Here is a 12,030-nt window from a genome sequence, read left to right as displayed (position 1 = left end):
GGGGTTGTTTCCGCGTAGCGGGGTTGTTTCCGCGTAGCGGGGTTGTTTCCGCGTAGCGGGGTTGTTTCCGCGTAGCGGGGTTGTTTCCGCGTAGCGGGGTTGTTTCCGCGTAGCGCCGTGGGGCGCGGGTGATCTGCCGGCTGCGGCTTCGTCGTGGTGTGTCGCGCAGTGCCCCGCGCCCCCTTCGGAGGGCGTTCCGGCTCAGACCCGCTGGTGCTTTCTCTTGCCCAGCGTCGCCATGTAGAGGGCGTCGACGGCGGCCACGATGATGATCGCGGCCACGAGCTGGAAGATGTGCCGGCTCCAGTCGATGCCAGGGGTCGCCTCGACGCCGACGGCGCGGGCGACGGCGTTGCCCACGATGGCGCCGAGGATGCCGCCGATGGTGGTCAGCCACAAGGGGCTGTGCTGCTTGCCCGGGATGACCGCCTTGGCGATCAGGCCCAGCACGAATCCCACGATGATCGCCCACAACCAGCCCATGGCTGCCTCCTCGTACGGCTCGACGTGAGCATTACGGCAAGTGTGGTTCCGGTCGCCCTCCGGCGCATGTCAGGTTCCCCCGGGCGTGGCAGCGCCTCGGCGTTGCCCCAGGCGGCGGGCGACCCGGTCTCGTGGGTGGCGCGGGCCCGGCGTACCGTGGGAGGTGCCCCGGCCCGGTTGTCCGCCGGGTGCGGACGACGGTGCGGGCCGAGGGAGAGTCCGATGCGGGCGGATGGTGGAAAGTGATGCGGAAACAGCACGGGGGCAGCGTCCAGGTGTTCCGGATCACCGGGGCCCGGACGGGCCTCGCCGAGGATGTACGGGGCCGGCAGCGGCGGTACGTCATCTCGATGTCGATTCGCACCGTGTCCGTGATTCTCGCGGCGACGCTGTGGAACGTCGAACGGCACGTCGCCATCGTGGCCCTGGTGGCCGGTGCGGTGCTGCCCTACATCGCCGTGGTGATCGCGAACGCGGGCCGGGAGCGGCCGCCGTCCCTTCCCTCGACGTTCGTCACCACGCCGACGCGTCCGGTGATCGCGCCGCCGCTGCGGGCCGAGGACGAACGGGCGGAGCCCGGGTCGGAGGACGTGCCGCAGGACGTGCCGACGAACCCGGCGGCGGGTGTGCCCGGTAAGCCGTCCGCCCCGGCGTGACCGGGGTGACGTGCGGCGGGGTCGATGAGCGTGACCAGGGCCGAAGCAGTGGAAGCGGACCGCGGTCACGCGTCAAGCTCAAGAAAAGCTCAGATCAATCGTGCAGTTCCGGTGCCGGGTGACGGGTGTCCCGTGACATACTGCGTACGCGCTCCGCATCCCCCGTCGGAGCGACGGACCGACGCCGGGCAGCTCCCCCCGTGGCTGCTCGGCGTCGCCTTGTTTCCGCCTGTTTTCGTGAGACGAACCCGAGACGAATCCGTGAGTGACGAGACCCCGATCTGCTCCGCCAAGGGCTGCCGCGCCGCCGCCGTGTGGGTGCTGGCCTGGAACAACCCGAAGATCCACACGCCGGAGCGGCGCAAGACGTGGCTCGCGTGCGAGGAGCACCGCGAGCATCTGTCGCAGTTCCTCGGGGTGCGGGGGTTTCTGAAGGACGTGGTGAGGTTCGCGGACTGGCAGGCGCCCGAGGTGCCCTAGCCGCCGATCGCGGACATCGGCCGGTCCGGCTGCACGAACGACGGGTCGTCCAGGCCCGCTCCCGCCTTCTTCCCCCACATCGCCAGCTTCCAGATCCGGGCGATCTCCTCGTCGGGGGCGCCGGAGCGCAGCGCGGCGCGGAGGTCGGTCTCCTCGGTGGCGAACAGGCAGGTCCGTATCTGGCCGTCGGCGGTCAGGCGGGTGCGGTCGCACGCCGCGCAGAACGGGCGGGTGACCGAGGCGATCACGCCGACCCGGTGCGGGCCGCCGTCGACCAGCCAGCGCTCCGCCGGTGCCGAGCCGCGCTCGTCCGCCCCCTCGGGGGAGAGGTCGAAGCGGGTGCGCAGGGAGGCGAGGATGTCCCCGGCGGTGACCATGCCCTCGCGCTTCCAGCCGTGCTGGGCGTCCAGCGGCATCTGCTCGATGAACCGCAGTTCGTAGGCGTGCTCGACGGCCCAGGCCAGCAGGTCGGGGGCCTCGTCGTCGTTCAGGCCCGGCATCAGGACCGAGTTGACCTTCACCGGGGTGAGGCCGACCTCGCGGGCGGCTTGGAGGCCTTCGAGGACGTCCTTGTGCCGGTCCCGGCGGGTGAGGGTCTTGAAGACGTCCGGGCGGAGGGTGTCGAGGGAGACGTTGACCCGGTCCAGGCCCGCCGCCTTCAGGGCGGTCGCGGTGCGCCTGAGGCCGATGCCGTTCGTCGTGAGGGACATCTGGGGGCGGGGCGCGAGGGCCGCGACGCGCTCGACGATGCCGACCAGGCCCGGGCGCAGCAGGGGCTCGCCGCCGGTGAAGCGGACCTCCTCGATGCCGAGCGTGCGGACCGCGATGTCGATGAGCCGGACGATCTCGTCGTCCGTGAGCAGGTCGGGCTTGGCCAGCCACTGCAGGCCTTCCTCGGGCATGCAGTAGGTGCAGCGCAGGTTGCACCGGTCGGTCAGCGAGACCCTCAGGTCGGTGGCCACCCGGCCGTAGGTGTCGATGAGCACGTGGGCCCCCTCCCTCTTCCGATCCCTCATTTTCGGTCACCCGTGAGTCGTCCGTCACCTGCGAGCCTACGTGACACCGGTGACATCGACAGCGGCCCGATCCCCACGAGGTACGACGCGGCCGCGTCGTAGGACCGTACAGTCCTGTACGACGCGGCCGTCCGTACGAAGCTCAGTGCGCTCCGGTGCCGGTCAGGGACCGCACCTCCAGTTCGGCGTACTTGCCCGCGTCCGGGATCTCCTTCGACAGCAGGGTGCCCACGGCGCCCAGCAGGAAGCCGACCGGGATGGAGATGATCCCGGGGTTCTCCAACGGGAACCAGTGGAAGTCGACGTCGGGGAACATCGAGGTCGGTTTGCCCGACACCACCGGCGAGAACAGCACGAGGCCGACGGCGGTGACCAGGCCGCCGTAGATCGACCACAGGGCGCCCGAGGTGGTGAACCGCTTCCAGAACAGGCTGTAGAGGATGGTCGGCAGGTTGGCGGAGGCCGCTACGGCGAAGGCGAGGGCGACCAGGCCCGCCACGTTCAGGTCGCGGGCGAGGGCACCGAGGAGGATCGAGACCGCGCCGATGCCGACGGTGGCCCAGCGGGCGGCGCCGATCTCCTGCTTCTCGGTCGCCTGTCCCTTCCTGATGACGTTCGCGTAGATGTCGTGGGCGAAGGAGGAGGACGAGGCCAGGGTGAGGCCGGCGACGACCGCGAGGATGGTGGCGAAGGCGACCGCCGAGATGGTGGCGAGCAGGACCGCGCCCCAGTTGGAGTCCACCCCGCCCAGGTGCAGGGCGAGGAGCGGGGCGGCTGTGTTGCCCGCCTTGTTGGACGTGATGATCTCGTCCGGTCTGATCAGCGCGGCCGCGCCGAAGCCGAGGGCGAGGGTCATCAGGTAGAAGGCGCCGATCAGGCCGATGGCCCAGATCACGGACTTGCGGGCGGCCTTGGCGGTGGGAACGGTGTAGAAGCGGATGAGGATGTGCGGCAGGCCCGCGGTGCCGAGGACCAGGGCGATGCCGAGCGAGATGAAGTCCAGCTTGGTGGTGCCGGTGGCGCCGTACTTCAGGCCGGGCTCCAGGAACGCCGAGCCCTTGCCGCTGTTGTCGGCGGCCTTGCCCAGCAGGTCCGAGATGTTGAAGTGGAACTTGAGCAGGACCAGGAAGGTCAGCAGCAGGGCGCCGATGATCAGCAGCACCGCCTTGACCATCTGGACCCAGGTGGTGCCCTTCATGCCGCCGATGGTGACGTACACGATCATCAGGACGCCGACCAGGGCGACGATGCCGATTTTGCCGCCGTCGCTGGTGATGCCCAGCAGCAGCGAGACGAGGACGCCGGCGCCGGCCATCTGGGCAAGCAGGTAGAAGATCGAGACGACGATCGTGGAGGTGCCGGCGGCCGTGCGGACGGGACGCTGGCGCATCCGGTAGGCCAGCACGTCGCCCATCGTGTAGCGGCCGGAGTTGCGCAGCGGCTCGGCGACCAGGAGCAGGGCGACCAGCCAGGCGACCAGGAATCCGATGGAGTACAGGAAGCCGTCGTAGCCGAAGAGGGCGATGGCGCCGGCGATACCGAGGAAGGACGCGGCGGACATGTAGTCACCGGAGACGGCGAGGCCGTTCTGGAAGCCGGTGAACTGCCGGCCGCCGGCGTAGAAGTCGGCGGCGCCCTTGGTCTGGCGGCCCGCCCAGACCGTGATGACGAGGGTCGCGGCGACGAACACCGCGAACAGGGTGATGATCAGCGTCCGGTGCTCGCTCGCCTCGCCGGCGGCCAGCAGGGTGTGCGCCGCGGGGGTCATGCGCCGCCCTCCATCCGGGACTTGATGGACTCGGCCCTGGGGTCGAGCCTGGCGGCGGCGTGCCGCGCGTACCACCAGGCGATGAGGAAGGTGGTGAGGAACTGGGCGAGGCCCAGGACGAGGGCCACGTTGATGTTGCCAGCCACCTTGGTGCCCATGAAGCCGCCCGCGTAGTTGGACAGCAGGACGTACAGCAGATACCAGGCGATGAAGGCGATGGTCAGCGGGAAGGCGAAGGAGCGGTGGGCGCGGCGCAGTTCGCCGAACTCCGCGCTCTGGTGCACCTGGGTGAACTCCTCGGTGGAGGGAAGTGGGGGCCCCGGTGTGGCGGGGGGCGGTGTCTCGGTGGCCACGGAGTCTCCTCGTGTGACGGACATGCGCGTTTTCTGACCTCGGGGGCCGGAGAACACTGACCGGGAGTCAGGGGCCCGGCTCCCGGCTGTGATTCCGGGGGAGGCCACGATCCTGCTGGGCCCCCTGTCCACGGTCACGGCGCCACGCGCGGAGCGGTTCAAGTCCGTCGGGCTCTTTCGGAGACCGGGCGCGGAAGATAGCTTCGCCCTGCACCACCCGTCATGTACCTGCCCGAGCAGCACCTGTGTCCCGGGCGGTTCTCGTATCCGGATGATGTGGAGATCCCATGGTTCATCTGCGCTCCAGACGCCGGCTCGCGCTGGCCGTGCCGGTCGTGCTGTCGCTGACCGCCTCGCTCGGTTTCCTGCCGACGGCGGCCTCCGCCGCGCCCACCGGGACCACGGCGGCGCGGGCGACGGACGGCCCGAATCTCACGTACGTGGTCAACACCCGCGCGGACCATCACACGATCGAGTCCGTGCGGCGGGAGATCGCGCGCAACGACGGCACCGTGGTGGCCGGTTACGACCGGATCGGGGTGATCGTCGTCCACTCCGCGAACCCGGACTTCGGGCCGCGGATGCGCGCGGTGCGCGGGGTGGAGTCGGCGGGTGCCACGCGTACGGCGCCGTTGAGCGCGGCGGGGACGACGGACGAGGGCGCGGTGCAGGTCCTGTCCAGGGCGGACGCCGCGAAGCTCGCCCAGGGAGCGGCGGCGGGTGAGGAGCCGCTGGAGGCGGACCAGTGGGACCTGCGGGCGATCGGCGCCGACAAGGCCGCGCGGATCGACCCGGGCAGCAGGAGCGTGACCGTCGGCGTGATCGACACGGGCGTCGACGACACCCATCCGGACATCGCGCCGAACTTCTCCGCCTCCCAGTCGGCGAACTGCGTGAGCGGCAAGGCGGACACGACGTACGGCGCGTGGCGGCCGGTGGACGCCGACCACTACCACGGCACCCATGTGGCCGGTGAGATAGCGGCGGCCCGCAACGGCATAGGCGTGTCCGGTGTGGCGCCCGGTGTGAAGGTCGCGAGCATCACGGTGGCCCAGCCGGACGCCGGCTCGCTGTTCTACCCGGAGAGCGTGGTCTGCGCCTTCGTGTTCGCCGCGGACCACGGCATCGAGATAACCAACAACAGCTATTACGTGGACCCGTGGCTGTACAACTGCATGGACGACCCGGATCAACGTGCCATCGTTGACGCGGTCAACAGGGCCCAGCTCTACGCTCAGCGCAAGGGCACGCTCAATGTGGCCTCGGCGGGCAACTCCAACGACGACCTGGACGCGCGGGCGATCGTGGACGACTCCAGCCCTGACGACTCCACGGCCGGGACCCGGACGGTCGACCCGCACACGTGCTTCGACGTACCGACCCAGCTGCCCGGTGTGGTGACCGTGAGCGCGGTGGGCGTGAAGGGCGCGAAGTCGTACTACTCCAGCTATGGCCAGGGGGTCGTCGACGTGGCCGGGCCGGGCGGCGACAAGTACCAGATCCCGGACACGCCGTCGAAGAACGGCCGCATCCTGTCCACGCTGCCGAACGGGCAGTACGGCTTCCTGCAGGGCACGTCGATGGCCTCCCCGCACGTGGCCGCGGTGGCCGCGCTGCTGAAGTCGGCCCACCCGCACGCCACCCCCGCCCGGTTGCAGGCCCTGCTGAAGGCCCAGGCGGACAACCCCGGCTGCCCGAGCGGCCCCTACGACGGTGACGGCGACGGGGTCGTGGACGCCACCTGTGCCGGGGGCGAGCGCGTCAACGGCTTCTACGGCTCCGGCATCGTCAACGCACTGCGCGCGGTCGAGTAGCGGTCAAGCGAACGGCACGCCCCGAGGACTTCCCGCACGGCCCGCTCGTACCCCGAACGAACTGGAGAGAACCGACCCATGACAGCGCCCAAGCCGCGCTACCGCCGCGCCCTCGCGATCCCCGCCGGGATGGCCCTGGCGACGGCCCTCGCCTTCCTGCCCGACGTGACCGCCTCCGCCGCCGGCAACGCTCCGGCGGCCACCGCCGACGGGCCCGCGCTCAGCTACGTCGTCAACGTCCACCCGGGCCACGGCCTTTCGGCGCACGTCCAGAAGGCGATCACCGAGGCCGGGGGTTCGGTGGTGATCGCGTACGACCGGATCGGCGTGATCGTCGTCCACTCGGCCAACCCCGGCTTCGCCGAGGAGATCCGCACGGTGCGCGGGGTCGACTCGGCGGGTGCCACGCGCAACGCGCCGCTGCCCGCCCAGTCCACCACCGACGTCGGCACGCCGAAGGCGCTGAGCGCCGAGGAGGTCGCCGAGGCCGGCACCCGGGCGGCCGACGGCCAGGACCCGCTGGAGCCGCTCCAGTGGGACCTGCCGGCCATCAAGGCGGACAAGGCGCACGAGAAGACGCTGGGCAGCCGGGACGTGACGGTCGCCGTCATCGACACGGGCGTCGACGACACCCACCCGGACATCGCGCCCAACTTCGACCGTGACGCGTCCGCCAACTGCGTGTCGGGCAAGCCGGACACGACGGACGGCGCCTGGCGGCCGAGCGCGTCGGAGAGCCCGCACGGCACACACGTGGCGGGTGAGATCGCCGCCGCGAAGAACGGTGTCGGTGTCACGGGTGTGGCGCCGGGCGTCAAGGTGGCGGGCATCAAGGTCGCCAACCCGAACGGGTACTTCTACACGGAGGCCGTGGTCTGCGGCTTCGTGTGGGCGGCCGAGCACCACGTCGACGTGACCAACAACAGCTATTACACCGACCCGTGGTACTTCAACTGCGCCACCGACCCGGACCAGAAGGCGCTCGTGGACGCCATCACCCGGGCCTCGCGGTACGCGGAGCAGAAGGGCACGGTCAACGTCGCGGCGGCGGGCAACGAGAGCTACGACCTCGCGTCCGACTCGATCACCGACCCGGTCTCCCCGAACGACGGCACCCCGTCGGACCGGGTGATCGACCCGCACGAGTGCTACGACATACCGACCCAGCTGCCGGGCGTGGTGACGGTCGCGGCGACCGGCGCGAAGGGCCTGAAGTCGTCCTTCTCCAACTACGGCCTCGGCGTGATCGACATCGCCGCGCCCGGTGGTGACTCGACGGCCTACCAGAAGCCGCAGCCCCCGGCGACCAGCGGTCTCATCCTGGGCCCGCTGCCGGGCGGTAAATGGGGCTACATGGCGGGGACGTCGATGGCGACCCCGCATGTCGTCGGCGTTGCCGCATTGATCAAGTCAACCCATCCGCACGCCCCCGCGGCCCTGGTGAAGGCCCTGCTGTATGCGGAGGCCAACGCCACGCCATGCACGGACCCGTACGACATCAACGGTGACGGCAAGGTCGACGCCGTGTGCGAGGGGTCGAAGAACTACAACGGCTTCTACGGCTGGGGCACTGCGGACGCACTGGCCGCGGTGACCAAGTAGTCCAGCGTCGGGCCTCGCCAGCATATTGACTCAATCAATACTGCATAGTGCAGTCATGACTGGTATCAAGTTCGCGTGGTCCGCTCTGGGTGGCGACCCCGCCCGTCTCGCACGGCTCACCACCGTTTCACGGGAAGGCGCGCTCGACGCGCGCCTTCCCGTACGGCAGCTCGCCCGCGCGTGCGTCGGCGCGTGTGCGCTGGCCGCCGCGGAGCTTGGCGCCCGCCGGGCCGGGCTCGCCGAGATCCCCGGCGTCCGGGTCGACGACGGCGCGGTCGCGGCCGCCTTCCACAGCGAGCGCCTCCTCCAGGTCGGCGGGCGCGCGCCGGTCGCCTTCGCGCCGCTGTCACGGTTCTGGCGCACGGCCGACGGCTGGGTGCGCACCCACGCCAACTACCCGCACCACCGGGCCCGGTTGCTCGGCGCGCTGGGCCTGCCGGAGAGCGCCTCCGTCGAGGAGGTGGCCGCGCGCCTCGCCGAACTGCCCGCCCTGGAGGTGGAGGAGACCGTCTACGGCGCCGGCGGCCTGGCCGTGGCCCTGCGCACCCCGAAGGAATGGCAGGCGCACGAGCAGGCGGCCGCGGTGGCCGCCCGGCCGCTGGTCGAGCACGAGCGGCTGGACACGGCCCGCGCGCGCGTGCTTCCGCCGCCGGCCTGCGCCACCACTGCCCTGCTGCCCGCCGCCGGGCTGCGCGTCCTCGACCTGACCCGGGTCCTGGCCGGCCCGGTCGCCACGCGCACCCTCGCCCTGCTCGGCGCGGACGTGCTGCGCCTGGACGCGCCGTGGCTGCCCGAACTTCCGGACCAGCACGCCGACACGGGCTTCGGAAAGCGGTCGGCGACCCTCGATCTCGCCGGCGACCAGGACAGGTTCGATGAGTTGCTCGCCTCGGCGGACGTCGTGGTCACCGGTTACCGGCCAGGCGCCCTCGACCGGTTCGGCCTCTCCCCGGAGGCACTGGCCGCGCGGCGGCCGGGCCTGGTCGTGGCGCAGGTATCCGCATGGGGCGCGTACGGGCCCTGGGGCGGGCGGCGCGGCTTCGACAGCCTGGTGCAGGTCGCGACCGGCATCGCGGTGACCGAGGGCTCGGCCGGGAAACCGGGCGCGCTGCCCGCGCAGGCCCTGGACCACGGCACCGGCTATCTGCTGGCGGCGGCCGTCCTGCGGGCGCTGACCGAGCAGTCGTACGACGGATCCGGCCGGTGCGTACGACTGGCGCTCGCCCGGACCGCCCACTGGCTGACGGACGGGCTCCGGCCGGCCCCGGCCGCGGGGGCGCCGTACGAGGGCCCGGACGCCTGGCTGGCCGAGACGGACAGCCCCCTCGGCCGGCTGCGGCACGCCCTGCCGCCCGTGTCCTTCGCGGGCGGCCCGGCCGGCTGGGCACGGCCTCCGGTGCCCTGGGGTTCGGACCCGGCCGCCTGGTGATGGGTGCGCGGGCGGCCGGAATCGTGCGACGGCGACGGCGTACGGGCGTGCCCTGCCGGCCAAGGTGGTCCTGCCCACCGCCGTCACCCTGCTCGCCCGGTGGCGGCGGGTCCGGCCGAGCCGCGCGGGGCGATCCGCCGGCCGCTTACGCGCCCGCGCGGGCCGAGGTGAGCGCCCTGGGCGCGGTGGTCGCGGTCACCGGTCCGCGCACGCCTGTGCCGCTGCCGATCCGCCGGTGCCGGCCGGTCACCGGTCGTTGGTGACGAGCACCTTCAGGGCGGTGCGCTCGTCCATCGCCTTGTAGCCGTCCGGCACGCCCTCCATGCCGACGGTCATGTCGAACACCGGCGAGGGGTCGATCGTGCCGTCGAGGACGTCGGGCAGCAGGTCGGGGATGTAGGCGCGGACCGGAGCGACACCGCCGCGCAGGGCGATGTTCCGGTCGAACATGACACTGAGGTCGAGGCCGGTGCCGCTGCCGTGGGGCACTCCCACGAAGCCGATCGCGCCGCCGTCCCGGGTGACGCCGACGGCCGTCCGCATGGACTGCTCGGTGCCGACCGCCTCGACGACGGCGTGCGCGCCCTGGCCGCGGGTGAGTTCCCGGACTGCCTCGACGGCCGCGTCGCCGCGCTCGGCGACCACGTCGGTGGCCCCGAACCGGCGCGCGATGTCGGTACGGACCTCGTGCCGGCCCAGCGCGATGATCCGCTCGGCGCCCAGCCGCTTGGCGGCCAGCACCGCGCACAGGCCGACCGCGCCGTCACCGACCACGGCGACCGTGGCACCGGGACGGGCACCCGCGCCGAGGGCCGCGTGGTGCCCGGTGCCGAGGACGTCGGACAGGGTCAGCAGGGCGGACAGCAGGTGGTCGTCGCCGGCCGCTTCCTTGGGCAGCCGGACCAGTGTGCCGTCGGCGAACGGCACGCGCACGGCCTCGCCCTGGCCGCCGTCGTAGCCGACGGAACCCCAGAATCCGCCGTGCTCGCAGGACGTCGTCAGGCCCTCGCGGCAGTAGTCGCAGACACCGTCGGACCACATGAAGGGCGCGACCACCAGGTCGCCGCGCTTGACGGTGCTCACCCCGGAGCCGGCCTCCTCGACGACACCGAGGAACTCGTGCCCGATGCGCTGCCCCGGCTGGCGGGCCGCCTCACCGCGGTACGCCCACAGGTCGCTGCCGCAGATACAGGCGCGCAGCACCCGCACCACGGCGTCGGTGGGCAGCTGCACGATGGGCTCGGGGACGTCCTCCACACGCATGTCGTACGGGGCGTGGATGGTGGTGGCGCGCATGGCGAGGGTCCTTCTCGTGCGGGGTGTCGTGCGTGTGCTCGGGGGGTGGTCGAGCGCGCTTCACGGTACGCCGTGGCCGCGGCGGGCCGGCGCCCAGGGTGCGCGCCCGCCGGTCAGATCCCGGCCGCCCCCAGCAGGCTGCCCGCCGCGTAGGTGACCCCCATCGCCAGCGCCCCGCCCGCCGCGTTGCGCAGGACCGCCCGTTTCGGGTTCGCCGCGCCGAGGCGGGCGCTGCTCCAGCCGGTGACGACGAGGGCGGCCAGGACGGAGAGCACGGTGACGGCGAGCCGCCAGGCGGCCGGGGGCAGGACGATGGCCAGCAGGGGCAGCAGCGCGCCGACGGTGAACGCCAGGAAGCTCGCGCGAGCCGCGTGCCAGGGGTTGGTCAGCTCGTCCGGGTCGATGCCCAGCTCCACGCGCGCGTGGGCCCGGAGCGCGTCCCGCGCGGTGAGCTGCTCGGCGGCCTCGCGGGCGACCTCCCGGGACAGGCCGCGCTCCTCCAGCAGCTCGGTCAGCTCCTCCAGTTCGGCCTCCGGTTGTTCCCTCAACTCCCGTTTCTCCACGGCCAGCGCGGCCATCTCGGAGTCACGCTGGGTGGAGACGGAGACGTACTCACCGGCCGCCATGGACATCGACCCGGCGAGCAGGCCGGCCAGTCCGGCGGTGAGCAGGGCGGCCCGGCTCTCGGTCGCGCCGGCCACGCCGACGACGAGTCCCGCGGTGGAGACGATGCCGTCGTTCGCGCCCAGCACGGCGGCCCGCAGCCAGTTCAGCCGCGAGCCGAGCGCGCCGCTGTGGGGCTCGTCGTGGATCGGTTCGGTCACACCCGGAATATGACACCGCGGGCCTACGGATCAGCGCTCCGACTCGTCAGCAGCGGGCCGCCGGCGTGACCGACCGGACCTCGCGGGCCGGGATGCCGACCAGCCCCTTGCCCCTGGCCGGACGGATCGTCACCGCCGCGGTGTCCCCGATGAGTTGACGCTGTATCCCGAAGCGGCCAGGGCGCCGGTCATCAGCTCGATGTCATGCCCCACCGTGTCCGTCAAGTCATCGAACCGGTCGGAGAGTTCGTACTTCGATACGGCGATGATCAGCGCCTGTCGGCTCTCCCCCACCTCCGGCCGCCTCCC

12 protein-coding genes are annotated in these 12,030 nt (G+C 72.0%); 5 read left to right on the top strand and 7 right to left on the bottom strand.

Translation table 11 applies throughout. The annotated features are described in order from the left end of the window. Positions 1–201 precede the first annotated feature (201 nt). A complete protein-coding gene (locus AC07C1_RS20475) occupies positions 202–483 on the bottom strand; it encodes a GlsB/YeaQ/YmgE family stress response membrane protein (protein WP_478940819.1) in 282 nt (93 codons plus the stop codon). A gap of 245 nt (positions 484–728) precedes the next feature. Here AC07C1_RS20475 and AC07C1_RS20470 point away from each other — a divergent pair, with 245 nt between their 5' ends. Then, positions 729–1,139, top strand: coding sequence for a DUF3099 domain-containing protein (locus AC07C1_RS20470; RefSeq protein WP_478940817.1), 411 nt, complete (start codon positions 729–731; stop codon positions 1,137–1,139). Between the two features lie 261 nt (positions 1,140–1,400). Continuing rightward, on the top strand, positions 1,401–1,619 hold the full coding sequence (locus AC07C1_RS20465) for a hypothetical protein (protein WP_478940815.1): 219 nt from the start codon (positions 1,401–1,403) through the stop codon (positions 1,617–1,619). Here AC07C1_RS20465 and moaA read toward each other — a convergent pair. From moaA to AC07C1_RS20450, 3 genes are all read right to left on the bottom strand, one after another. Then, positions 1,616–2,605 carry a GTP 3',8-cyclase MoaA gene (moaA, locus tag AC07C1_RS20460; RefSeq protein ID WP_478940813.1) on the bottom strand — a complete coding sequence of 330 codons (990 nt, stop codon included), beginning with the start codon at positions 2,603–2,605 and terminating at the stop codon, positions 1,616–1,618. The two genes, AC07C1_RS20465 and moaA, sit on opposite strands and share 4 nt — an antisense overlap. 172 nt (positions 2,606–2,777) lie before the next feature. Further along, positions 2,778–4,403: a solute symporter family protein gene (locus AC07C1_RS20455; protein ID WP_478940811.1), complete on the bottom strand. Its 1,626-nt coding sequence runs from the start codon at positions 4,401–4,403 to the stop codon at positions 2,778–2,780. Continuing rightward, positions 4,400–4,756, bottom strand: coding sequence for a DUF485 domain-containing protein (locus AC07C1_RS20450; protein WP_478940809.1), 357 nt, complete (start codon positions 4,754–4,756; stop codon positions 4,400–4,402). The genes AC07C1_RS20455 and AC07C1_RS20450 overlap by 4 nt, the downstream gene beginning before the upstream one ends. Positions 4,757–5,043: 287 nt before the next feature. Between AC07C1_RS20450 and AC07C1_RS20445 the strand changes: the two genes are divergently transcribed. From AC07C1_RS20445 to AC07C1_RS20435, 3 genes are all read left to right on the top strand, one after another. After that, entirely contained in the window at positions 5,044–6,570 is a 1,527-nt protein-coding gene (locus AC07C1_RS20445) for a S8 family peptidase (protein ID WP_478940807.1), read from the top strand. A gap of 78 nt (positions 6,571–6,648) precedes the next feature. Then, the gene (locus AC07C1_RS20440; RefSeq protein ID WP_478940805.1) at positions 6,649–8,172 is read left to right on the top strand and encodes a S8 family peptidase; all 1,524 of its coding nucleotides are present in this window, start codon (positions 6,649–6,651) and stop codon (positions 8,170–8,172) included. A 55-nt stretch (positions 8,173–8,227) separates the two neighbouring features. Continuing rightward, positions 8,228–9,601: a CoA transferase gene (locus AC07C1_RS20435; protein WP_478940803.1), complete on the top strand. Its 1,374-nt coding sequence runs from the start codon at positions 8,228–8,230 to the stop codon at positions 9,599–9,601. A gap of 246 nt (positions 9,602–9,847) precedes the next feature. Here AC07C1_RS20435 and AC07C1_RS20430 read toward each other — a convergent pair whose 3' ends face one another. The 3 genes from AC07C1_RS20430 to AC07C1_RS20420 form a co-directional block, all read right to left on the bottom strand. Next, complete coding sequence (locus tag AC07C1_RS20430; RefSeq protein WP_478940801.1) at positions 9,848–10,897, bottom strand: zinc-dependent alcohol dehydrogenase family protein; 1,050 nt, start codon at positions 10,895–10,897, stop codon at positions 9,848–9,850. A gap of 113 nt (positions 10,898–11,010) precedes the next feature. Next, positions 11,011–11,721: a VIT1/CCC1 transporter family protein gene (locus AC07C1_RS20425; RefSeq protein ID WP_478940800.1), complete on the bottom strand. Its 711-nt coding sequence runs from the start codon at positions 11,719–11,721 to the stop codon at positions 11,011–11,013. Positions 11,722–11,850: 129 nt separating this feature from the next. Beyond that, positions 11,851–12,015, bottom strand: a complete 165-nt coding sequence (locus AC07C1_RS20420; protein WP_478940798.1) for a hypothetical protein — start codon at positions 12,013–12,015, stop codon at positions 11,851–11,853. Positions 12,016–12,030: the final 15 nt, after the last annotated feature.

It is taken from the genome of Streptomyces sp. NPDC045022 (assembly GCF_056432605.1).
The sequence above is the reverse complement of the archived record's forward strand: the minus strand, read 5'-3'. Positions and strand labels throughout refer to the sequence as shown.

What these genes read in the sequence shown, in the direction of transcription:
- AC07C1_RS20475 (WP_478940819.1), bottom strand. Translation starts at nt 483, where the DNA reads ATGGGCTGGTTGTGGGCGATCATCGTGGGATTCGTGCTGGGCCTGATC.
- AC07C1_RS20440 (WP_478940805.1), top strand. Translation starts at nt 6,649, where the DNA reads ATGACAGCGCCCAAGCCGCGCTACCGCCGCGCCCTCGCGATCCCCGCC.
- AC07C1_RS20445 (WP_478940807.1), top strand. Translation starts at nt 5,044, where the DNA reads ATGGTTCATCTGCGCTCCAGACGCCGGCTCGCGCTGGCCGTGCCGGTC.
- AC07C1_RS20470 (WP_478940817.1), top strand. Translation starts at nt 729, where the DNA reads ATGCGGAAACAGCACGGGGGCAGCGTCCAGGTGTTCCGGATCACCGGG.
- AC07C1_RS20430 (WP_478940801.1), bottom strand. Translation starts at nt 10,897, where the DNA reads ATGCGCGCCACCACCATCCACGCCCCGTACGACATGCGTGTGGAGGAC.
- AC07C1_RS20435 (WP_478940803.1), top strand. Translation starts at nt 8,228, where the DNA reads ATGACTGGTATCAAGTTCGCGTGGTCCGCTCTGGGTGGCGACCCCGCC.
- AC07C1_RS20455 (WP_478940811.1), bottom strand. Translation starts at nt 4,403, where the DNA reads ATGACCCCCGCGGCGCACACCCTGCTGGCCGCCGGCGAGGCGAGCGAG.